Origin of the sequence: Streptomyces sp. NPDC015532 (genome assembly GCF_043078065.1) — a bacterium.
Taxonomy (GTDB): Bacteria; Actinomycetota; Actinomycetes; order Streptomycetales; family Streptomycetaceae; genus Streptomyces.
In genome coordinates, this window is the sequence record NZ_JBIBSY010000021.1 from 24,057 (window position 1) to 46,626 (window position 22,570).

The window sequence follows — 22,570 nt, forward strand, 5'->3', positions numbered from 1 at the left end:
ACCGCAAGCCTTCGAGGCAAGCGCTTCGGTGTACGAGGAGAGATTCCCGTAGCGGCCCAACGGGGGTCCGGGAAGCATCCCGGATCCGGGCTTCACCGCCCTCGCAGGTTCGAATCCTGCTCTCTCCGCCCCTTCGTGTCAGGTTCCGGTCGTCTGCCCGTCGAGATACCAGGAGAGCAGGAATGCAGCCAGGCCGGTGGGCGGACTCCGGTGTACTGATCACCAACCCGGTCGCCGGGGCGGGACGTGCCGACGTCGTCGACGCCGGCACCCTGACCCGGCGGTGCGCGGAACTGGTCGGGGACCTGACGGCGATCGGCACCCGCGACCGCGGTCACGCCGAGGAGATCGCCGGCAAGGCCGTCGCCGACGGGGCCGACCTGGTGATCGTGGCCGGCGGCGACGGCACCACCCGCGAGGTGGCCTCGGGGCTCGTCCGCGCCTCCCTGGAACGGCCCGGGGCCGCCCTGCCGGCACTGTTCTGTGTGCCGGCAGGCACCGCCAACTCCTTCTACCGCGAGCTCTGGTCGGACCGCCCGTGGCAGCGGACGCTGACCGAGGCGCTGTCCGGGCCCGCCCGCCGGGTGCGGCACATCGACATGGCGCACATCCAGGAGAGCGACACCTACGCCCTGCTCGGCACGGGCACCGGTGTCGTCGCGGATGTCCTCGCGACGGCGAACCGTCTCACCGGTCTGGCGGGCCGCGACCGCTACCGCCAGGCGGTGGCCGATGTCGTGGCGGCGCACACCCCGTACCCCACACGGATCACGGTGGACGGCGCGGTGGTGCACGAGGGCGCCGTCCAGCTCACCAACATCGGCGGCGGCCGGTACCGGGCCGGGCAGTTCCGGCTGATGCCGCACTCCGTGCTCGACGACGGACTGCTCGACCTGTGCGTCTTCGACGGCACCTGCGACCTGATCGAACTGCTGAACCTGACCCGTGAGGGACGGCACGTCGAACGCCCCGGGGTGATCTACACCCGGGGCCGGCACTTCGTCGTGGAGCGCACCGACGGCGCGCCCCTGTCCCTGGAGTACGACGGCGAGATGGCCACCGGGGAACGGGCCCGCTGCACAGTGGGCCTCCTGGCCGGCGTCCTGCCGTTTCTCGCACCGCCGCACCAGGCGTGAGCCCGGATGGGCGCGGCGGTCCCCGGATACGGAGGAGACCCTCATGCACGGCGCCGAGCGCACCGCCGACGACCGGTGGGTGCTGCCCACGGCCGGCGACACCTACTTCACCTGGAACTACGACGAGGGCCGGGACCGGCTGCTGAGCCTGTACCAGAAGGGCAAGGACAAGCAGTGGGACAGCACGGCGCGCATCGCGTGGGAGACCGAGGTCGACCCGTACGACGCGCTCGGCACTCCGGAGAACACGCTCGCCCTGTACGGCTCACGGCAGTACGCGAAACTCAACGAACGCGAGCGGCAGGAAATGCGCCGGCACATGGCGTCCTGGGAATTCAGCCAGTTCCTGCACGGTGAACAGGGGGCGATGATCTGCTCGGCGCGGATCGTGGAATCGGTCCCCGATCTCGATGCGAAGTTCTATGCCTCGACCCAGGTGATGGACGAGGCACGGCACGCCGAGATCTTCTCCCGTTTCCTGAAGGAGAAGATCGGCATGGAATACCCGATCAACTCTCATTTGCAGAGCCTGCTCGGCGATTCCCTCTCGGACTCGCGCTGGGACATGCCGTATCTCGGAATGCAGGTGCTGATCGAGGGTCTGGCGCTGGCCGCCTTCGGAATTCTGCGGGACAAGACGAACAAGCCGCTGCCGAAGCAGATCCTCGCGTACGTCATGCAGGACGAGGCCCGCCACGTCGCGTTCGGGCGGCTCGCCCTGCGGGACTACTACGCGCAGTTGACGTCCAGGGAGCGGGCGGAGCGCGAGGAGTTCGTCGTCGAGGGCTGCTACCTCATGCGGGACCGCTTCCGCATGCAGGAGGTCTGGGAGAACCTCGGCTTCGACATGGCCGAGTGCATGGAGTACATGGACAAGGGCCCCCGTATGCAGGCGTTCCGCTCACGGCTGTTCACCCGGATCGTCCCCTGCGTGAAGGACATCGGACTGTGGGGCCCGGCGGTCAAGAAGGCCTACGAGGACATGGGTGTCCTCGACATGGCCAAGAGCGATCTGCTGGCCCTGATGGCCTCGGACGAGGCGCAGGCCGAACTGCTGGACCGGGAGCGCCGCGAGGAGCGCGAGCGTGAGGACCGCGAACTGGCCGCCCGCGTCGCCGAGGTGGACGCGGCCGTGGCGGCGGGGGCCGACGGCTCGTCAGACACCGGGAGCACGCCGGGAACCGGCGGGACGGCCTGAGGTGAAGGGCGCGACCGGGGAGATGTGCGACGAGTCGGCTGCGCTCGGTGACAACCCGATTGACGGCTGAGCACTCACACAGATACATTCCAACCATCGGTATGTTGGAGGTGTTAAGCGATGAGCGCTGGGCCCGCTGAAGCGGCGGCCAAGCGGGGGTACATGCCCCTGCTGCTCCTCGCGTCGAGTGCGACCTTCCTGGCCGTCCTCGACGTGACGATCGTCAATCTGGCCATCCCAGATCTGCACAAGGACTTCGAGGGTTCCGCCCTGGCGGACCTGTCCTGGGTGATCACCGTGTACGCCACGGTGTTCGCCGCCCTGCTGGCGCCGGCGGGCCGGCTCGCGGATGTGATCGGCCGGCGTTCCCTGTTCACCGCGGGGATCGCCGTCTTCACCGCGATGTCCCTGATGTGCGCGCTGGCTCCGAATCTCCCCGTCCTGCTGACCGCCCGGGCCTTTCAGGGCGCCGGAGCCGCCGCGATGATCCCGGCGTCTCTCGCCATCGTCCTGATGGACACGCCGCCCGAGGAACGCCGGGCCGCGATCGGCAAGTGGAGCGCGGCCTCCGCGTTCGCCGCCGCGGTGGGCCCGTCGATCGGCGGAATCCTCGTCGACACCCTCGGCTGGCGGTCACTGTTCCTGATCAACGTGCCGTTCGGTCTGCTGCTCCTGTTCCGCGCGCACATCATTCCCCGGGCTTCCCGCCCGGAGGGCAGCAAGGTGCCGGACCTGATCGGAACGGCCCTGCTCGGGCTCGGTATCGGCCTGCTCAGCCTCGGCATCTCCAAGGGCGAGGACTGGGGCTGGGGCGACGCGGCGACGGTGGGCTGCCTGGCCGGAGGGGTCGTCGCCATGGCGATCACCCTGCTGCGCTCGCGGACCCACGAGGCCCCCGCCGTGGAGACCGGCCTCTGGCGCAGCCGGACCTTCGCCCTGGCGAACCTGTCCGTCTTCTTCTACGGTGCCTGCCTGTTCGCCTGGCTCCTCGTCGGCGTCCTGTACGTCACCACGGTCTGGCACTGGTCGGAACTGAAGGCGGGCCTCGCGGTGACCCCGGGCGCCTTCGCGGCGACGCTGGTGGCCCTGTACTCGGGCAAGATCCAGACGAAGTACGGCCCGCGGGCCGTCGTGGTGGCCGGCGCGGCCGTCCTCGCGGGCACCGGGTTCTTCCTCGCCTTCACCCTGCCGGACGAGCCCAACTTCCTCGGCTACTGGCTGCCCACCGGCATCCTGGCGGGCGCGGGGATGGGCGCGATCACCACGGGAACGTCGACCGCCGCCGCCCTCTCGGTCTCCCCGCTGCGCTTCGCGGCGGCGACCGGACTGAACCAGACGGCCCGTCAGGTCGGCGGCGCCTTCGGTATCGCGACGCTGGCCACGCTGCTCAGCAAGGCGAGCACCGACGCGGCCGACTACGGGCACGTCCTGCTCTTCTGCTCCATCGCCACGGCCCTGTCCGGGCTCGCGGGCCTCGGGCTCGTCATCAAGGCTCCGCCCGCCGCGGCCCAGGCGCAGGCCGCCCAGAGCGCCGCGTCCGGTGCCACCCAGCCGGCCGAGGCGAAACCGGGCACCCACTGACCCCCGGGGGGCGGCACGCACCGGTCACCGCCCCTCGGGTCGCCGTCCATCCGCTCCAGGCAACGAAAAACCGACGGAAGGTACGCAAGAAATGCCCATCAAGACCAGTGAAGCTCTCTACACCGCAGTCGCCACCGCCGAGGGCGGGCGAGAGGGCCGTGTCTCCACTGAGGACGGCAAGCTCGACATCGTCGTCAGCCAGCCCAAGGAACTGGGCGGCACGGGCGGCGGCACCAACCCCGAGCAGCTCTTCGCCGCGTGTTACAGCGCGTGTTTCCACGCCTCGATCGGGATCATCGCCCAGATGCAGAAGATCGACATCACCGGTTCCAGCGTGACGGCCCGCGTCGGCATCGGCCGCAACGACGCCGGGTTCGGCATCGTCGCCGAGCTCACCGCCCACCTCCCCTCGGTCGACGAGGCCACGGCCAAGACCCTGGTGGAGAAGGCCGACGAGATCTGCCCCTACTCCAAGGTGACCCGGGGCGACATCGAGGTCACGATCAAGACGGCCTGACCCCCGCGACCAAGACCCCGCCCCGGCACGACAGCCGGTGGCGGGGTCTTCGCACGTCCGGCCGCCGAACCGGAGGCCGGCGCCGGTCCCCCGAGATCCCGGCGAGCGGAAGCGCGTAGGGCGGGCACCGCTTCACACCAAGTCGCCTGCGGATGAGACGAGTTGAGACCGTCACGCCACTCCCCCGCCCCTCCACCCGCGGCAAGGGCGCCTCAGGCGATTCGTGCGGCCTACAGCTACATGCCCTCGATCTCTTGATCATGAAGCCGCGCCCTGATATTCATGATCACATCTTCCTCACGCGATCTTCACATGCCGACTACTTGAGAGAGCCTTTGACGACCTGTCTTTCCCGCGCGGCACGGTTAACGCCGGCCGCCGCCGTTCCAGGTCCCTTCACTCCCTCTCCGTAGCGGGAAGTCCCCCGCCCGTCCCGGCCGGAAGACCCCTCCGGACACGCGGGAGAAGGCCCGTCCCATCACCGACGGGCGCTCTTCTGCCTTCGCCTCCCCACAGGGAGGCCGCATCCCGCTTCTCTTCTCATCACCCTTCACCTCTCTTCGCCCGCTTTCGACAAGGGAACGCATGCCTGCCTTCTGCCCGCACTGCGGCGGTGCCGTGACCGACGAGGCCCGCTTCTGCGCTTCGTGCGGCCGGCCCAGCGCCGCCCCGGTGCCCGCTCCGTCCCCTGCGATGCCGCCGCCTCCCTCATCGCCGCCCACCGTTCCGGGCACAGCGCAGGCTCCGTCCGCCGCGGCCACGGCGCTGAACCGCCTGCTGGCCGGCGACTGGATCGCGCCCGCCCGCATCGCCGCCCTGCCTACGGCTCTCCTGCTGCTGGTGTCCCTGGCCCTGGCGGCGACCGCGGTGGCCGAGGACGCCCCCTTCGGCGGCGCCTTCTTCACCATGCTCGCCGTCGTCCTGTCCGCCCTCGGCGCCCACCCGGGAGTCGAACTGACGGAGCGGGAGCCGGCCTCAATGGCGTCGCTCGACCTCTCCTTCATGCCCCTCGGTCTGACGTTGCTGTGGGCGGCCGCCCTGTGGTTCGGTGCCCGCCTGCATCTGCGGGGCGCGGCCGCCGCCGGCCGGCCGCTCAGCACCACGGAGACCATGTTCCTGGGCGTGCGCAGCGTGCTGTCGGCCGTGCTCGGGTCCGTACTGCTGGCCTGGACGGCCGGTACCTCCGTGGCACTCACGTCCTCGGAGGCCTCCGACCCGTCGGCCGTGTACGTGGCCCGTGTCCTGGACCTGTCGGACGTCACGGTGTCCGTGACCTGCTCCCCGTTGCGCGCGGCCTGGTGGACCCTGCTGCTGGCGTCCGCGGTCCTCTTCCCCACCCTGTTCCGGACATCGATGTCAGACTGGACCGCCCGGCGTCCGGGGCTCGGCGCATGGCTCCGCGCGGCCCGCCGGGCGGGCGTCGCGCTGGCCGTACCCCTCTCAGTGGCCGGACTCGGCACCGTGGTCTACGTGGTGTCCCAGGCAGGGCTCTCCGCGCTGATACCGGCGCTGCTGCTCGCCCCCAACCTGGCCGCGACCTTCCTGAGCCTGGCCTGCGGAGCTTCTGTCGAGTTCACCAACACGCTCGCTCTTCAGGACTCCTCGTCCTGGAGCGAGGACGGCGACGGCTCGGTGGCGTCGTCGGCGGTTTCCCTGTTCGACCTCCACGATCTCAGCGGATGGGTCTGGGCGTCCGTGCTGCTCGGTGTGGTGGCCGCCGTGATTCTGGGCGCGGGTGTGCTCCGCGAGTCGGCCCGCCCGGCCGCCGCCGTACGCGCCGTGGTGTGCTTCGTCTCGGGGTTCCTGCTGCTGGCCGTCATGGCGGGAGTGGGGCTCGAACTGTCCTCGGACATCGACGATTCGTCGTCCCTGGCCATGGCGCTCAGCGGGTCTCTGGACATTTCCCCGACGGACGGCGGCGCGCTCACGGCCGGACCGGCCATCCCGGGCGTGCTGTTCGCGGCGACGGTGTGGGCGGCCCTCGGCGCGTTCGGCGTACCGGCGGCGGCTCGCCGGCTCGGCATCACCCGTATCGAGGACGTGCCCGGACTCGCGGCCTTCCTCGGACGTCTGCCCGGTCGGGCCCGGTACACGGCGCCCACCCTGACCACCGTCCCCGTCCCGGTCCCCGGCCCCGCTCCGGCTTCCTCCCCCGTCCCCGTTCCCGTTCCCGCCGCCCCCGCTCTGCCCGTCGCCGCGCCGGTGTCGCCGCAGGTCCCTGACGTCCCGCCCGCCCCTGTGGCGCCGCACGGCACCGATGAGCCCACTCCTCCGACGGACCCGGGCGGCATCGACAACCCGGCAGACACGGAATCGGAACCGGAACCGGATCCCGAACCTCTCGAAGCCGCCGTCGACCGGCCCGTCGAGGCAACGGTGGACGAGGCCGCCCTCGACCGACCGGAGCCGAACGCCGACCCGGCCGAATCCACCGAGCCGACCGGGGAGGCGGAACCGGAGGACGCACCGGCGGAACCCACCGCCGAGCAGACCGAGCCGGCGGAAGAACCGTCGCAACCGGAGGACGAACCTGCCGCCGAGCCGACGCCCACCGCGGTCGTCGTCCCGGTCGACACGCCTCCGGCGACTCCCCCGGCACCCCCGGCGCCCGCCCCCGTGGCAGGTCTCCCCAAGACACCCGCCACGGGACACCCCGATGCGCGGCCTCGGACCGCGCCCGCCGGAGCGGAAACCCACGCCGCCGTCTTCGCCGGTCTGCCGACCGGCAGCCTGGCGCATCCCGGGTCGCCGCATGAGGTCATTCACGCCCCGGAGCAGCCCCGACCGGTACAGCGGCGGATCGGCTGGGGCGTCATCACGGCGACCCTCGTGGCGAGCGCGGTGCTCGCCGGTGGCGCCACGGCGGCCGCGATCTGGCTGACCTCCGACCGGTCGGCGCCCCCGTCGCACACGGCTCGCGCCACCGACGACGCCGTGCCGCCGGGAGCCGGCGCGCCTTCACCTTCGTCGGCACCGGCCTCGGTGGCGCCCACCACGCCGTCCGGCACCGGCGTACCGCCCTCCGCCTCGGACTCGGCAGAGGCGGACATCGCCACTCAGGTGCAGACCCTGTTGGAGGAGAACGCGCCGCAGCGCGGACGGGTGGCCAAGGCCCTCACCGCGGGCGGTAGCTGCTCGCACGGCAAGAAGCCCGTCGAGGACGCGCAGGACGACCTGCTGGACGTGGCGGCGAAACGCGACGACCTCGCCCGGCGGGTCGATCTGCTCACGCCCCGGGCGGAAGGAGACCTCGCCGAGGCTCTGGGCGACCTGTCGCGAGCCTGGACGGCATCGGCGAAGGCGGACCGGGGCTACGCCTCGTGGGTGTCGCAAACCGCCGACTGGCTCGACGAGTTCGGCGTCACAGCGTGCGGGCACAGCGAAACGCGCTACACCGATGACCTGCCCAGGGCCCACGACGCCGAGGCGACCGAGGCCAAGCGGGACTTCGTCGACCTGTGGAATCCCATCGCACTGCGGTACGGGCTGCCGCAGGTCGACGAGAACGGCATCTAGCGGATCCCGCACGCCGCGCCGCATCGCCCGTGCCCCACGGGCGATGCGGCGCGGTCGTCGTGCCCTGAAGAAGACACCGTCATCCCGGCGACCACGTGGTGTGCCTACAGAGTGGGGACACCACACCTCGGTGCCGCCTGATCCGGACAACAGCCCCTAGGAGCGCCGTCCGGTCGATCACGGCGGAGACGCGGGGTGTGGCACGCACATCTGCGGCCACCAGGGGCCGTCGGCATCCTCCACCGTGATCGACCGGACAGGTCCTAGTTGTCCGCCTCGACCTCCCGTTCGGCCACCGCGATCGCCATGCCGAACGCGGCGGCGATGTTGCCGGCCGCCGTCATGACACGGGCCGTACCCACGATGGGCGCGATGGCCACCAGGACGTCCTGCACCTGAGCCATGCTCAGATCGGCCTGGATGGCGGGCTCGATGTGCGCGAGGTAGGAGATCGGAGGCGCGTCCGAGGCCGCGAGCGCGGCGATGCGCGTGAGGAGGAGCTGGTCCGGGGGCAGTTCGCACCGCTCGACGGAGTCGACGGTCATGGCGGCGATGGTGTCCAGGACGGGGGTGTCGGATGCTGTGCTCATGGGGGGCCGGCCTCCTGATGCGGTGACGGTGCGCCGAGGGCCGAGGGAGTCGCTGTCCCCGGGCGCCACTGTGTGCGTCAACCGTAGGTGCGATCCGGGCCGGGCGCGCGCGGAGCCGCCGGGGCCGGTCGCGCCCGTCACGACCGGACCGGCACGCTCCCGGCTCCGCGCCTCCCCGGCCGGACCTACACGCTCCCGGCTCCGCGCCTCCCCGGCCGGACGGGCTGCCACCCGCGGTCGCCGCAGGTGCCGTTCGGCCTCCGGCGCCCATCGGACCACCATCGACACAGCCGTGGAACGTCCCTGACCGTCGACCGCATGGGACGAGTCCCGGCCGCTGCCGGAGCTCGTCCCACGCGTCGGTGCGGAGTGCGTCAGGCGCCGACGTATGCCGCCAGGTGTTCGCCGGTGAGGGTGGCGCGGGCGGCGACGAGGTCGGCCGGGGTGCCCTCGAACACGAGCCGGCCGCCGTCGTGACCGGCTCCCGGGCCGAGGTCGATGATCCAGTCGGCGTGTGCCATGACCGCCTGGTGGTGCTCGACGACGATGACCGACTTGCCCGAGTCGACGATCCGGTCGAGCAGTCCGAGCAACTGCTCCACGTCGGCCAGGTGCAGGCCTGTGGTCGGCTCGTCGAGGACGTACACGCCGCCCTTGTCCGCCATGTGCGTGGCGAGCTTGAGCCGCTGCCGCTCGCCGCCGGACAGGGTGGTGAGCGGCTGGCCGAGGGTGAGATAGCCGAGTCCGACGTCGGCGAGCCGCGCGAGGATCCGCTGCGCGGCCGGCGTGTGCGCCTCACCGGCGCCGAGGAACTCCACGGCCTCGTCCACCGACATCGCGAGGACCTCACTGATGTCCCGGCCGCCGAGGTGGTACTCCAGGACCGAGGCGTCGAACCGCTTGCCCTCGCAGTCCTCGCAGGTGGTGGCGACTCCGGCCATCATGGCCAGGTCCGTGTAGATGACGCCGGCACCGTTGCAGGTGGGGCAGGCACCCTCGGAGTTGGCGCTGAACAGCGCCGGCTTCACGTCGTTGGCCTTCGCGAAGGCCTTGCGGATCGGGTCGAGCAGACCCGTGTACGTCGCCGGGTTGCTCCGCCGTGAACCGCGGATCGGTGCCTGGTCGACCGACACCACACCCTCGTCGGCCGGGATCGACCCGTGCACCAGGGAACTCTTGCCGGAGCCCGCGACCCCGGTGATGACGACCAGCACTCCGAGCGGGATGTCGACGTCCACGTCCCGCAGGTTGTTCGCCGACGCGCCACGGATCTCCAGCGTTCCGGTGGGCTCGCGCGAGGTCTCCTTGACCTGGGCCCGGTCGTCGAAGTGGCGGCCGGTGACGGTGTCGCCCTTCCGCAGCTCCTCCACCGTGCCCTCGAAGCAGACGGAGCCGCCGCCCGTACCGGCTCCGGGGCCGAGGTCGACGATGTGGTCGGCGATCACGATGGTCTCCGGCTTGTGCTCCACGACGAGCACCGTGTTGCCCTTGTCCCGCAGCCGCAGCAGGAGGTCGTTCATCCGCTGGATGTCATGGGGGTGCAGGCCCGCCGTGGGCTCGTCGAAGACGTAGGTGACGTCGGTGAGCGAGGAGCCGAGGTGGCGGATCATCTTGACGCGCTGCGCCTCGCCGCCGGACAGCGTGCCCGCGGGCCGGTTCAGAGCGAGGTAGCCGAGGCCGATCTCCACGAACGAGTCGAGGGTCTGCTGGAGCGCGGAGAGCAGGGGCGCGACCGAGGGCTCGTCGAGGCCGCGGACCCAGTCGGCCAGATCGCTGATCTGCATCGCGCAGGCGTCGGCGATGCTGATCCGCCTGATCTTCGACGAACGGGCGCCCTCGCTGAGCCTCGTGCCCTCGCACTCGGGGCAGGCGGCGAAGGTGACGGCCCGGTCCACGAACGCCCGGATGTGCGGCTGCATCGCCTCCTTGTCCTTGGAGAGCATGGACTTCTGGATCCGCGGGACCAGCCCCTCGTAGGTCATGTTGATGCCCGCGATCTTCATCCGGGTCGGCTCGTGATGGAGGAAGTCGTGCAGCTCCCTCTTGGTGTACTTGCTGATCGGCTTGTCCGGGTCGACGAAGCCCGACTCCTTGTAGAGCCGCATGTTCCAGCCGTCCGAGCCGTAGCCGGGGATCGTGATGGCACCCTCGTTGAGGGATTTGGAGTCGTCGTAGAGCTGGGTGAGGTCGATGTCGGAGACCGCGCCGCGGCCCTCGCAGCGCGGGCACATGCCGCCGGTGCGGTTGAACGTCGCCTTGACCGCCTTCTTGGCACCGCGCTCCACCGTGATGGCACCGCTCGCGCTCACCGAGGGGACGTTGAAGGCGTACGCGCTGGGCGGCCCGATGTGCGGCTTGCCGAGCCTGCTGAACAGGATGCGCAGCATCGCGTTGGCGTCGGTGGCGGTGCCGACCGTGGACCGCGGGTCGGCCCCCATCCGCTGCTGGTCGACGATGATCGCGGTGGTCAGACCTTCGAGGACGTCGACCTCGGGCCGCGCGAGCGTGGGCATGAAACCCTGCACGAAGCTGCTGTAGGTCTCGTTGATCAGCCGCTGCGACTCGGCGGCGATCGTGTTGAACACCAGAGAGCTCTTGCCCGAGCCGGACACGCCGGTGAACACCGTCAGCCGGCGCTTCGGGATCTCGATGCTGACGTCCTTGAGATTGTTCTCGCGCGCGCCGAGCACACGGATCAGATCGTGGCTGTCGGCACCATGCGGCGCGGACGGCCGCGGGTCCGTCCTCGTGGCCTTGCTCATCGTGTCTCCATCTGTCGGGCGGAACCGCCTTCGCGGTCTCCGCCGGCATCGCCTGCCTCGATCCAACCAGCTTCGCGCGGCACGCCGGGTCCGCCTTCGCCGACTCCCTCCGGCCTCCACGCGCCACGCTAGGTGAGGCGGGGCCGTCGGCGCTTCTCGAATCCTGACCGGTCGGGCGGGCGGTCGTCTGGGGAAGTACGGGGTCCGGGGCGAGAATCGGAGAGTGACCATGCCTTCCGACACATCGCCCATGTCAGGCCGGACGCAGTGCGGCAACCGCGCCCGCAGTCCGCTGCACGCGTTCCTGCGGACGGAGACCGGCAGCGCCGCCGTGCTGCTCGCCGCCGCCCTGCTGGCGCTGGCCTGGGCCAACATCGGTCCTGACACGTACGAGACGGTGTGGAGCACGGAGCTGTCGATCCGCGTCGGGTCGGGCGGCGTGTCACTGGACCTGCGCGAGTGGGTGAACAGCGGACTGATGACGCTGTTCTTCTTCGTCGTCGGTCTGGAGGCACGGCGCGAGTTCGACCTGGGCGAGCTGCGCGAGCGGCGCCGGGTCACCCTGCCGCTCCTGGCGGGGCTCTGCGGCATGGTCGTCCCCGTCGTCGTGTACCTGGCCATCACCTCGGGTCATGGCTCGGCGGCGCACGGCTGGGGTGCCGCCATGTCGACGGACACCGCCTTCGCCCTGGGCATGCTCGCCGTCTTCGGCTCCCGTCTGCCCGGCAGTCTTCGGGTCTTCATGCTCGCCATCGCCGTGGTGGACGACTTCCTCGCCCTGGCCGTGGTCGTCTTCGCCTACAGCGACACCATCAAGGTGCCCGCGCTGCTGACGGCGCTGGCCCTGTTCGCGGTCGTCCTTCTGCTGCGGCGCACGATCGGCGCACGGATTCCGTCCCTGTACGGCGTACTGGGCGTGGCGATCTGGGTGGCGCTCCTGAAGTCGGGCGTCGACCCCGTGGTGACGGGGCTCGCGATGGGCATGCTGACCTACGCCTACGCGGCCGAGCGCAGCGATCTGGAGCACGCCAGCCGGCTGTTCCGGCGTTTTCGCGAACAGCCGACCCCGGAGCTGGAGCGCACGGTGCGCCGTGGCCTCGCCTCGACGCTCTCGCCCAACGAACGGCTCCAGCAGATGTTCCATCCCTGGACCAGTTACGTGATCGTGCCGCTCTTCGCCCTGGCCAACGCCGGCATCAGCCTGAGCGCCGGTCAGCTGGCCGACGCCTTCACCTCACCGGTCACTCTCGGCATCTTCTTCGGCTACCTGCTGGGCAAGCCCCTGGGCATCATCGGCGGCACCTGGCTCACCACGCGCGCCGGCCGGGGACGGCTGCACCCGCCCGTGGGCTGGGGCGCCATCACCGCGGGCGGCACGCTGGCCGGCGTGGGTTTCACCGTGGCGCTGCTGATCGCGTCGCTGGCCTTCGACGGCGACCGGCTGGAGCAGGCGAAGATCGGCATTCTGGCCGCGGTCGCGGGCTCGTTCCTCCTCACCTGGGTCGTCACCCTGGTGATCGGTACGCTCGGCGCGCGCTCCCGCGCGCGGGCCCTCCTCGGTACCGGCCGGACGATCGTCGATCTGAGCGAGCCCGTCGACGTGGAGCGCGACCATGTGCGCGGGCCGCTCGACGCGCCGGTGACTCTCGTGGAGTACGGGGACTTCGAGTGTCCGTACTGCGGTCTGGCCGAGTCCGTGGTGCGCGAACTGCTCGCCGACTTCGGGGACGTCCGCTATGTGTGGCGTCATCTGCCGCTCACCGATGTGCACCCCAACGCCCAGCTCGCCGCGCAGGCCGCCGAGGCCGCGGCCCGCCAGGACCACTACTGGGAGATGCACGACCTCCTCATGGGACACCAGGGCGACCTGGGGCCGAAGGACCTGTTCCGGTACGCCGCCCGGCTCGGCCTGGACAGCGGCCGCTTCCGCGAGGACCTGAGGAGCGGGGCGGGCGCGGCCCGGGTGGCCATGGACGTGGAGTCGGCCGATCTCAGCGGTGTCTCGGGCACGCCGACGTTCTTCGTCAACGGCCGCCGTCACCACGGCGCCTACGACATCGCCTCGTTGACGGCGGCCGTGCGCGCCGCGCGCCAGCGGACGACGCTCACCGGTGCGGGCCAGGAGTCCTGAGGACCGCCGGGCCCGGTTCAGGCGGCGCGGGCTCGCAGGCGGCGCAGCATGCGGGCGTCCTCGAAGCCCACGGCGCGGGCGGCGGCGTCGACGGTGGTGCCGTGGCTGATGAGGTGCTCGGCGCGCTCCAGCCGCAGGGACTGCTGGTAGCGCAGCGGTGTGAGGCCCTGTGTCGCGCGGGCGAACAGGCGGGTGAGGGTGCGTTCGCTGACGCCGACGGCCGCGGCCAGTTCCGGCAGGAGCACCGGCCGGTCGAAGCGGGCGTCGAGCAGGTCCTGGGCCCGGTGGACGGTGTCGTCGAGGTGGGACCGGTGCCGGAGCATCGCGCTGGCCTGGGGTTCGTGGCCGTTGCGCCGTGCGTAGACGACCATGTCCCGGGCCACCTGCGCGCCGACCGCCGGGCCGTGCCGGGCGGCGATCAGGTGCAGGGCGAGATCGATCCCGCTGGCGATGCCCGCCGAGGTGACGACCCGGTCGTCCTGTGTGTAGAGGACGTCGCGGACCACGGCCGCCCTGGGGTAGCGGCGGGCGAGTTCGTCCTGGACGTCGTGGTGGGTGGTGCACCGTCGTCCGTCGAGCAGTCCGGCCCGGCCGAGCGCGTCGGCTCCGGCGCAGACACTGGCGACGGTGCCGCCCCGAGCGTGGTGGTCCCGCAGGACCCGCAGGACCGCCTCACCGATGGCGGGGCCGTCGCCGAGAGTGAGCGCGCGCCAGCCGGGCACGACGATCAGGTCCCCGGGGCCGAGTGCGGGCCAGTCGGTCCGGGTCACCAGGGGCAGCCCCTGGGCGGTGACGACCTGTGGCTGCTCGGCGACGTAGCCGAGGGTGTAGGGGTGCCCGAAGTCGCCGGCCGTGGAGAAGACCTGCGCGGGGCCGGCCAGGTCCAGCAGATGGACTCCGGGCACCAGGAAGAAGACGATGTGGCTCACGATCCGGTCATCATGCCCGAGTCGCGGCGGAAGTCTCCAGCTCGTCGACCGTGGCAATGGTGGCGAAGCGCCCGGCCAGGGCGTACTCGGTGCGCTCGATGACGTCCTCGGCGCTGAGGGTGCGGGGGTCCGCCAGCAGTTCCGCCACGCTCTGCCCGTCGGGGGCGTCACGGTGCGGGACGGGGTTGGTGGCGGTGGCGTCGGAGACGAAGGTGACCTCGTAGCCGAGGTCGCTGGCGAGGCGGGCGGTGGTCTCCACGCACTGCTCGGTGCGGATACCGCAGACCGTGAGCTCGCGTACACCGCGTCCGGTGAGGAGCTGCTGGAGGTTGGTGGTGGTGAAGGCGTTGTGCGCGGTCTTGTGGATCAGCGGTTCCCCGTCCTGGCGCTCGAGCTCGTCCATCAGCCGGACATGGCCGAGGGCGGGGTCGAAGACGCCGCCGCTGCCGGGCTCCGAGTGCAGCACCCACACCACCGTGTCGCCGGCACGGCGGGCCAGGCGGACGAGCCGGTCCACCTGGTCGGTGATCTTCGGGTCGGAGATGGTCTCCCACAGGGGGTGGGCACGGAAGGATTCCTGGACGTCGATGACGATCAGTGCTCGGGTCATGTCTCCACTCTGACCGGGGTGCGTGTCACGGGGACAGACCTCATCGGGTCCGGGAGCGGACCGATCTGGTCACGCCCGGCGGGCACATGAACATGGGGCGCCACCCACATGTACCAGGGGGACGGACAGGAACGCACGAGGACATGGGACCGACGTGAACACGGGAGAACGGGGGACATGGTTCCCCCGCCGCGCCGGGCACATGGTTCCCCCACCGCCCCGAGCCGGGGACATGCCCCCGCACCTCCCGCCCCCCCGGCTCCCGGTGACGAGCCCGGCGGCGTCCAGCACGGCGAGGACGCTGTCGACCTCCTCGGCCCCGCCTCGTTCGTCGGGAGCCAATGGGATCCGATCAGGACACCCCTAACCCCAAGTAACACATCCAGCCATAGTCGGCCATGGTGGTCGCAGGCATGAAACATGACCCCCCAACTCCCCCGAGTTAATTGATTGTTGGAGTCAAAGCCCTATGCAAGGAGGGTCGCGATGCCGATCATTCGTGTCATGAACCTGCAGCCCGATGGGCGGGTCGCAGCCTCATGGAGGTGTTGGGATGCACCAAAGACTCGCCACCGGCCTCGCGGCCTCGGTCATGGCCCTGGTGGCCGTCACGGCGACCGCTACAGCCGCTAGCGCCGCCCCCGCCGACAAGCCCCAAGTCCTGTCCAACTGGACCCAGACCACCGCGTCGAGCTACAACACCTGGGTGGCCGCCCGCGCCAACCAGTCGGCCTGGTCGGCGTACGCCTTCGACTGGTCCACCGACTACTGCTCCACGTCGCCGGACAACCCCCTCGGCTTCCCCTTCGCCACCTCATGCGCCCGCCACGACTTCGGCTATCGCAACTACAAGGCCGCCGGCTCCTTCGATGCCAACAAGTCCCGGCTCGACAGCATGCTCTACGCGGATCTGCAGCGAGTCTGCGCCAACTACAGCGGCGCGACGAAGACCACGTGCAACAGCACCGCGTGGACCTACTACCAGGCGGTCAAGGCCTTCGGCTGACGCCCGGCCCTCACGCGGGGAAACACACATGATGCGAGCCGTTGATGACATGTGTCCGCCCCCGCGTTGACGTGATTCCGGCCAACTCCCTTCTGTGTGAACCTTGGTGATGGATCGTGGTTCTCGATCCGTCATGGCGGCCGCTGCCGGCCAAGGCTCCGGGCCGACCCGTGCCACCCGTCCCCTCCTCCACAGTCATGCCCTCGTTCCCGCGGCGTCCACCGGACCACGCGGGGGCGCACCATGGCTGTGGGCGCGGGTCGGGTGGCGCGGTCACGCGCGCACCGCACGCCCCAGCCCACCGCGGGTGGGGCCGGCCGGCCTGTCACGGGCCGCGGCGAGGCGGGCGGATCGTCCGTGAGGCGGTTTCGACCGGGCGGACTCAGAATGAGTGGGACGGCCTCGTACCCGGCCGTCGAGCCGTCTCGGGGCAGCCGGATCGTGACCGTTGGCCTTGCGGTCTCCGCCCCTTGAGGCTCGGGACTTGCGAGCGCGCGGGTGGTCGAACGATGAAGACGGACGAACCGGAAGCCACGGCCGACGAGAGCAGAGCATCACGCGGGGCGAGTCGCGTTCCCGCCCCGCCCGCCGACACCGCCGCGACAGCGGACCCGGCGGCCCCCGAGGACGTCCGCCGCGACGAGACGGTCGCCCTCCGCCGTCTGGCCGCGAGCCTGAAGGCCGCGTACCCCTCGGTCGACCCGTCCGTCGTCGACCAGGTTCTCGCGACGGCCCGCGGGTCCTTCCGGCAGGCGAAGGTCAGGACGTACGTCCCCATTCTGATCGAGCGCCGGGTCCGCGCGCTGCTCGCCGGCCTCGGCACGGAAGAGGCCGCCCCCGCGCCGGCGGCCGTCGGCGACGCGGGTGACGGGGGCCCGCGGACCGCGGCGACGCTGGAGCGGTCCGCCGAGCGCCCGCGCCGCTCTCCCCTGCTGGACCGGCTGATACCCGCCCGGCTGCGGCCCGCGTCCGTGTCCGACCTGGGCGGTGCCGGTGAGGGCCCATGACCGCGCGGTGCTCACCGTGACAGAAGAAGGGGCGGGTCGTCATGACGGATGACAGGGCCGAACGCGTCGCGCGGCTCATCGAGCCGCTGCGGGTCGAGCCGGGGTCACGGGTGAACCTGGGCAAGGACTTCGACCCCCGGTACAAGGGCGGCCTGAAGAAGAAGCAGGGGGTGGAGCTGCTGCGCACGGGCGTGTCCCTGCTCGCCGAGTACCAGGAACGGCTGGCGGCCCAGGACACGTACGGCGTCCTGCTCTGTCTCCAGGCTCTCGACGCCGGGGGCAAGGACGGCACGATCCGGCACGTCATGAGCGGGGTGAACCCGCAGGGCGTCAAGGTCAGCAGCTTCAAACAGCCCTCCACCGAGGAGCTGGACCACGACTACCTGTGGCGGTACGCCGCCAAGCTGCCCGCCCGCGGCGACATCGCGATCTTCAACCGTTCGCACTACGAGGAGGTGCTGGTCGTCCGGGTCCATCCGGAGGTCCTCGACCGGCAGCGGCTGCCGCCGGACGCGCGCGGGCCGGACATCTGGGACCGCCGCTACCGGGCCGTCAACGACTGGGAGCGCTACCTCACCGACAACGGGTTCAAGGTCGTGAAGATCTTCCTGAACCTGTCCAAGGAGGAGCAGCGCACCCGCTTCATGAAGCGGCTCGACGTGCCGGAACGGAACTGGAAGTTCTCCGCCGCCGATGTCCGGGAGCGCCGGCGGTGGGACGACTACCAGCGGGCGTTCTCCGAGATGCTCTCGCGTACCAGCACGCCGTGGGCGCCCTGGTACGTCGTCCCCGCGGACCGTAAGTGGTTCGCGCGGATCGCCACGGCGGCGGTACTGGTGCACACGCTCATGGACATCGACCCCGCCTACCCGGTGGTCGGCAAGGAGGCCCGCGAGGATCTCCGGGCCGCGAGGCGGGAACTGGAGGCCGACGCTCCCAGGGGTGCGCCGGCCGATCCGTACGCGGCCCGTCATCGGACCGGCAAGCATCAGCGGAAGTGAGCCCTGACCTCCCCGGGGCAGGGACGGCGGACCGGATCCAGATCGGAGTGCTGAGATGGCGATGCAGTCGAGCGGCCCGAAGGCTCCGGAGCGCGTCGCTCCGGAGCTCTGGTACGCGCGTGATCCACAGGACGTCGCGTCGGCCTTCGGTGTCGACCCCGCGTCCGGACTCAGCGCCGCCCGGGTCGCCGAACTGCTGGCCGAGAACGGGCCGAACGCGCTGCCGGAGGAGAAGGCGAAGCCGCCGTGGCTGCGGTTCGCCGAGCAGTACCGCAGCTACATGCAGATCGTCCTCGTGGTGGCCGCTGTCGTCTCGCTGGCGATCGCCGAGTGGAGCACGGCCATCCTGCTCATCCTGCTGACCCTGCTGAACGCGATCGTGGGGCTGCGGCAGGAGGGAAAGGCCGAGAGCGCGATGAACGCGCTCCAGTCCATGCTCACGGCGACGGCCCGGGTGAGGCGTGACGGGACCGAGTCGGAGATCCCGGCGGAGCGGGTGGTCGTCGGCGATGTCCTGCACATCTCCGCCGGGGACCAGGTTCCGGCGGACGGGCGGATCATCGAGGCTCACGCGCTCCAGATCGACGAGTCGGCCCTCACCGGTGAGAGCGTTCCCGCGTCGAAGGACGCCACGACCCTGCCGAAGGTCATGCTGGGGCCGGGGGACCAGTCGAACATGGCGTTCATGCACACCCCGGTCACCCACGGCAGCGGTCTCGTGATCGTCACCGGGACGGGTGAGGGCACCGAGCTGGGCAAGATCTCGGAGATGCTGTCGGCGACCGAGAAGGAGGAGGCGCCCCTCACCAAGGAACTCGACACGCTGACCCTGTGGATCACGGCCGCTGCGGGCCTGACCATGATCGTGATGTTCGCGCTGGGGCGCAGCCGCGACCAGGCGTGGGACGCCCTGTTCGTCAGCGCGGTCTCGCTGGCCATCGCCGCCATTCCCGAGGCCCTGCCCACGGTGACCCAGGCGATCCTGTCCGTCGGCAGCCTCAATCTGGCGAAGCGCAACGCGATCGTGAAGGAGCTCCCGTCCGTGGAGACCCTGGCATTCACGTCGGCGATCAACTCGGACAAGACCGGCACCCTGACCATGAACCAGATGACGGCGGTCGAGGTGGTGACGCCCGCCGACCGCTACACCGTCTCGGGCACGGGGTACGGCCTCGAAGGCAGGATCCACCATGCCGCGGGCTCCTCCGCGGGCATCGAGGAGGCGATCCTGCCGTACCTCGTGGCGAACGACGGCAAGCTGGTGGACGGCGAGGTCGTGGGCGATCCCACCGAGGGCGCGTTCCTGGTGCTGGCCCACAAGGCCGGGCTGGACATCGAGGCCACCCGCGAGCGGCTCCCCCGGCTCGCCACGCTGCCCTTCGACCCCGGCTACAAGCTCATGGCCACCTTCAACTCCACGACGGACGCGGCCGGGCGTCCCGTGGTGCGCTGCTTCGTCAAGGGCGCGGCTCCGGCGGTGACGGCCCGCGCGACGACCGCGCTGTCGGACGGCGCGACCGTCCCGTGGGACGAGGAGCTCGCCCGGCGCGCCGACCAGCAGGGCGAGCGCATGGGCGGGGAGGGACGCCGGGTGATGGCGGCGGCCACCCGGGACCTGGACCCGGCCGACTTCGATCCCGGCGGCGACCTGCTCGATTACGTCACCGAGCTGCGGATGACGAGTCTGGTCGGGATGGTCGACCCGCCGCGTGAGGAGTCCAAGGCGGCCGTGGCCAGTGCCCAGGCGGCTCACATCCGGGTCCGCATGGTGACCGGGGACGACGTGACCACGGGCGCCGCCATCGCCCGTCAGCTCGGGATTCCCGGCGAGGCCGTCCTCGGGGCCGACTTCGCCGCGCTGCCGGAGAGCGAGCGACTGGCCCGGATCGACGGCATCGGTGTGGTGGGGCGGGTCGCCCCCGAACACAAGGTGATGCTCGCGGACACGCTCAAGAAGACGGGTGCCGTCGTCGCGATGACCGGCGACGGAGTCAACGACGCCCCCGCGATCAAGTCCGCCGACATCGGCATCGCCATGGGCAGCGGTACGGACGTGGCGAAGAACGCGGCACGGATGATCCTGTCCGACGACAACTTCACGACGATCGTCTACGCGGTGGAACAGGGCCGCAAGCTCTACGACAACCTCACCAAGTACATCCGCTTCGTGCTGCTGTTGCTGGTCACGTTCGTCCTGACCTTCCTCGGGGCGACGATTTTCAACATCGCGGCCGGTGAACCCTTCACCCCGCCGCAGGTGCTGTGGATCCACTTCGTCGTCAACGCCTCGTTCGGCTTCGCGCTGGGCTTCGACAAGGAGAGCGCGGGGCTCATGCGGCGCAGGCCGCGCCCCCGGGGCGAGTCGGTGCTGACCCGGCCCGTGATGGTGACGGTCGGGCTCAGCGGGCTGGCGATCACCCTGATCCTGCTCGGGCTGATCAAGCTGGGCGAAATCCGTTACGACAGCCTCCAGATCGGCAGTTCGATCGCGTTCACCGCGTTCGCGCTGTGTCTGATCGTGGCCGCCTTCGAATGCCGCAGCGAGACGGACTCGGTGCTGACGCCGAGCACCTTCGACAGCAAGCAGATGAACTGGACGGCACTGGCGCAGTTCGTCCTCGCGGTCCTGGTGACGCAGATGGACGGGTTCCGCCGCATCCTCGGCACCACGGAGATCGACCTGCGCCAGTTCGGCTGGGCCCTGCTGTCCGCCGTCGCGTTCCTGGTCGTGTGGGAGGTGGGTAAGCTCCTGGCCCGCAGGGCGCGGCGCACCGAGTGACCACGCGGGCCCTGTCCATGAGCCCGCCGGCGCGATCCGAAGGACTGGCCCGTGTCGAAGCATCACGGCACCCCGAGCGGAGGGTGGCGCCCCCCTGTTCCGGTGCTGCCCGGTCTCCCGGTGCTCAGGCACTACCGGCGGAGTCGGCTGCGCGGAGACCTGCTGGCCGGGGTGACGGTGGCGGCCTATCTGGTGCCGCAGGTGATGGCGTACGCCAGTGTCGCGGGGCTGCCGCCCGTCGTGGGTCTGTGGGCGATCCTGCCCGCCATCGTGCTCTACGCCCTCGTGGGTTCGTCCCGGCTTCTGTCGGTGGGGCCCGAGTCGACGACGGCGCTGATGACCGCGACGGTCGTGGGACCGCTCGCCGGCGGCGATCCGCAGCGGTACGCGGTGCTGGCCTCGGCGCTCGCGGTCGCCGTGGGGCTGATGTGTCTGGTGGCCTGGGCGGCGCGGCTGGGCTTCGTGGCCGATCTGCTCTCCCGGCCCGTGCTGATCGGGTATCTGGCGGGCGTGGCACTGATCATGATGGTGGATCAGCTCACGAAGCTCACCGGTGTGCCGACGGACGGTTCGGGGTTCTTCCCGAAACTGGCCTCCTTCTTCGGGAACCTGGACGAGGTCCATCCCGCCACGGTCGTCTTCAGCGCGGCGACGCTGGTCGTCCTGTACGTGGCCACGCGTTGGCGCTGGCGCGTCCCGGGGCCGCTGCTGGTCCTGGTCGCGGGTACGGCCGTGGTCGCGGCCTTCGGCCTCCAGGACCACGGCCTCGCGGTGATCGGGGAGATCCCGGCCGGGCTGCCCCGCCCGGACCTCCCCCCTCTCGACGTCCTGCCCCAGCTGCTGCTGCCCGCGGTCGGCGTGCTGCTCGTGGGGTACACCGACTTCATCCTCACCGCGCGTGCCTTCACGACCGACGACGACGGTACGGGGATGGACGCGAACCAGGAACTGCTGGCCCTGGGCGCCGCGAACCTCGGCGCGGGCACCCTTCAGGGGTTCCCGGTGAGCAGCAGCGCGAGCCGTACGGCCCTCGCGCAGTCCGCGGGCGCGCGCACCCAGGTGTACGGGCTCACGGCCGGGGTCTTCGTGCTGGCCGTGCTGTTGTTCCTCAGTCCCCTGCTCACCGACACGCCCACGGCCGTCCTCGGCGCCTTGGTCGTCTACGCCGCGATCCGGATGATCGACCTGGCGGGCTTCCGGCGGCTGGCGGGCTTCCGGCTCCGGGAACTCCTGCTGGCCCTCGGCTGTCTCGTCGGCGTCCTCGCTCTCGACATCCTCTACGGGGTGCTGGTGGCCGTGGGTCTGTCGGTGGCCGAGCTGCTGAGCAGGGTGGCGCGCCCGCACGACGCGGTCCAGGGGCTGGTGCCGGGCCTCGCGGGCATGCACGACGTCGACGACTTCCCCGAGGCCCGGGTGATCCCGGGTCTGCTGGTCTACCGCTACGACTCCCCGCTGTTCTTCGCGAACGCGGAGGACTTCCGGCGCAGCGCCCTCGTCGCGGTGGCCGAACAGGAGGTCCCCGTCAGGTGGTTCGTCCTCAACGCGGAGGCCAATGTGGAGGTGGACATCACCGCCCTGGACTCGCTGGACGAGCTGCGCCGGGAACTCGGGCAGCGGGGCGTCGAGTTCGCGATGGCCCGGGTCAAGCAGGATCTGCGCGACGATCTGGACGCCTACGGGCTGAGCGCGTCCGTGGGCGAGGAGCGGATGTTCCCCACCCTGCCGACGGCGGTCGCCGCCTACCGTTCCTGGTGCCAAGCCCACGGCGTTGATCCGGGCGACGAGGACGGTGGTCCCCAGCTCTAGG

At 70.9% G+C, this 22,570-nt stretch carries 15 protein-coding genes and 1 tRNA gene; 12 read left to right on the top strand and 4 right to left on the bottom strand.

Annotated features, from left to right (window positions below):
• Window positions 1-36 precede the first annotated feature (36 nt).
• The 6 genes from ACF07B_RS38645 to ACF07B_RS38670 all read left to right on the top strand — a co-directional run bounded on the left by ACF07B_RS38645 (window position 37) and on the right by ACF07B_RS38670 (window position 7,948).
• Window positions 37-128, top strand: a tRNA-Ser gene (locus ACF07B_RS38645).
• Between the two features lie 54 nt (window positions 129-182).
• Complete coding sequence (locus ACF07B_RS38650; RefSeq protein ID WP_392182345.1) at window positions 183-1,136, top strand: diacylglycerol/lipid kinase family protein; 954 nt, start codon at window positions 183-185, stop codon at window positions 1,134-1,136.
• A 43-nt stretch (window positions 1,137-1,179) separates the two neighbouring features.
• Window positions 1,180-2,334: a ferritin-like domain-containing protein gene (locus ACF07B_RS38655; protein ID WP_369483136.1), complete on the top strand. Its 1,155-nt coding sequence runs from the start codon at window positions 1,180-1,182 to the stop codon at window positions 2,332-2,334.
• A gap of 120 nt (window positions 2,335-2,454) precedes the next feature.
• A complete protein-coding gene (locus ACF07B_RS38660) occupies window positions 2,455-3,915 on the top strand; it encodes a DHA2 family efflux MFS transporter permease subunit (protein WP_392182346.1) in 1,461 nt (486 codons plus the stop codon).
• Window positions 3,916-4,006: 91 nt separating this feature from the next.
• Window positions 4,007-4,432, top strand: a complete 426-nt coding sequence (locus ACF07B_RS38665; protein WP_362402385.1) for an organic hydroperoxide resistance protein — start codon at window positions 4,007-4,009, stop codon at window positions 4,430-4,432.
• Between the two features lie 585 nt (window positions 4,433-5,017).
• A complete protein-coding gene (locus ACF07B_RS38670) occupies window positions 5,018-7,948 on the top strand; it encodes a hypothetical protein (protein WP_392182347.1) in 2,931 nt (976 codons plus the stop codon).
• Between the two features lie 263 nt (window positions 7,949-8,211).
• On the opposite strand, the gene ACF07B_RS38675 is transcribed toward ACF07B_RS38670, so the two are convergent.
• Window positions 8,212-8,538, bottom strand: coding sequence for a carboxymuconolactone decarboxylase (locus ACF07B_RS38675; protein WP_362402379.1), 327 nt, complete (start codon window positions 8,536-8,538; stop codon window positions 8,212-8,214).
• 374 nt (window positions 8,539-8,912) lie between these two features.
• Window positions 8,913-11,300 carry an ATP-binding cassette domain-containing protein gene (locus tag ACF07B_RS38680; protein WP_392182348.1) on the bottom strand — a complete coding sequence of 796 codons (2,388 nt, stop codon included), beginning with the start codon at window positions 11,298-11,300 and terminating at the stop codon, window positions 8,913-8,915.
• A gap of 229 nt (window positions 11,301-11,529) precedes the next feature.
• Here ACF07B_RS38680 and nhaA point away from each other — a divergent pair, with 229 nt between their 5' ends.
• Window positions 11,530-13,431, top strand: a complete 1,902-nt coding sequence (gene nhaA, locus ACF07B_RS38685) for a Na+/H+ antiporter NhaA (RefSeq protein ID WP_392182349.1) — start codon at window positions 11,530-11,532, stop codon at window positions 13,429-13,431.
• A gap of 17 nt (window positions 13,432-13,448) precedes the next feature.
• On the opposite strand, the gene ACF07B_RS38690 is transcribed toward nhaA, so the two are convergent.
• Both ACF07B_RS38690 and ACF07B_RS38695 read right to left on the bottom strand, forming a co-directional pair.
• A complete protein-coding gene (locus ACF07B_RS38690; protein ID WP_392182350.1) occupies window positions 13,449-14,360 on the bottom strand; it encodes a GlxA family transcriptional regulator in 912 nt (303 codons plus the stop codon).
• A 10-nt stretch (window positions 14,361-14,370) separates the two neighbouring features.
• Entirely contained in the window at window positions 14,371-14,970 is a 600-nt protein-coding gene (locus ACF07B_RS38695) for an isochorismatase family protein (RefSeq protein WP_392182351.1), read from the bottom strand.
• Window positions 14,971-15,523: 553 nt separating this feature from the next.
• Here ACF07B_RS38695 and ACF07B_RS38700 point away from each other — a divergent pair.
• From ACF07B_RS38700 to ACF07B_RS38720, 5 genes are all read left to right on the top strand, one after another.
• Complete coding sequence (locus ACF07B_RS38700) at window positions 15,524-15,976, top strand: phospholipase (RefSeq protein WP_369483145.1); 453 nt, start codon at window positions 15,524-15,526, stop codon at window positions 15,974-15,976.
• A gap of 509 nt (window positions 15,977-16,485) precedes the next feature.
• On the top strand, window positions 16,486-16,983 hold the full coding sequence (locus tag ACF07B_RS38705) for a three-helix bundle dimerization domain-containing protein (protein ID WP_392182352.1): 498 nt from the start codon (window positions 16,486-16,488) through the stop codon (window positions 16,981-16,983).
• A gap of 41 nt (window positions 16,984-17,024) precedes the next feature.
• A complete protein-coding gene (locus tag ACF07B_RS38710) occupies window positions 17,025-17,984 on the top strand; it encodes a polyphosphate kinase 2 family protein (RefSeq protein WP_392182353.1) in 960 nt (319 codons plus the stop codon).
• A 55-nt stretch (window positions 17,985-18,039) separates the two neighbouring features.
• Window positions 18,040-20,763: a cation-translocating P-type ATPase gene (locus ACF07B_RS38715; protein WP_392182354.1), complete on the top strand. Its 2,724-nt coding sequence runs from the start codon at window positions 18,040-18,042 to the stop codon at window positions 20,761-20,763.
• A gap of 51 nt (window positions 20,764-20,814) precedes the next feature.
• Window positions 20,815-22,569 carry a SulP family inorganic anion transporter gene (locus ACF07B_RS38720; RefSeq protein ID WP_392182355.1) on the top strand — a complete coding sequence of 585 codons (1,755 nt, stop codon included), beginning with the start codon at window positions 20,815-20,817 and terminating at the stop codon, window positions 22,567-22,569.
• Window position 22,570 lies beyond the last annotated feature (1 nt).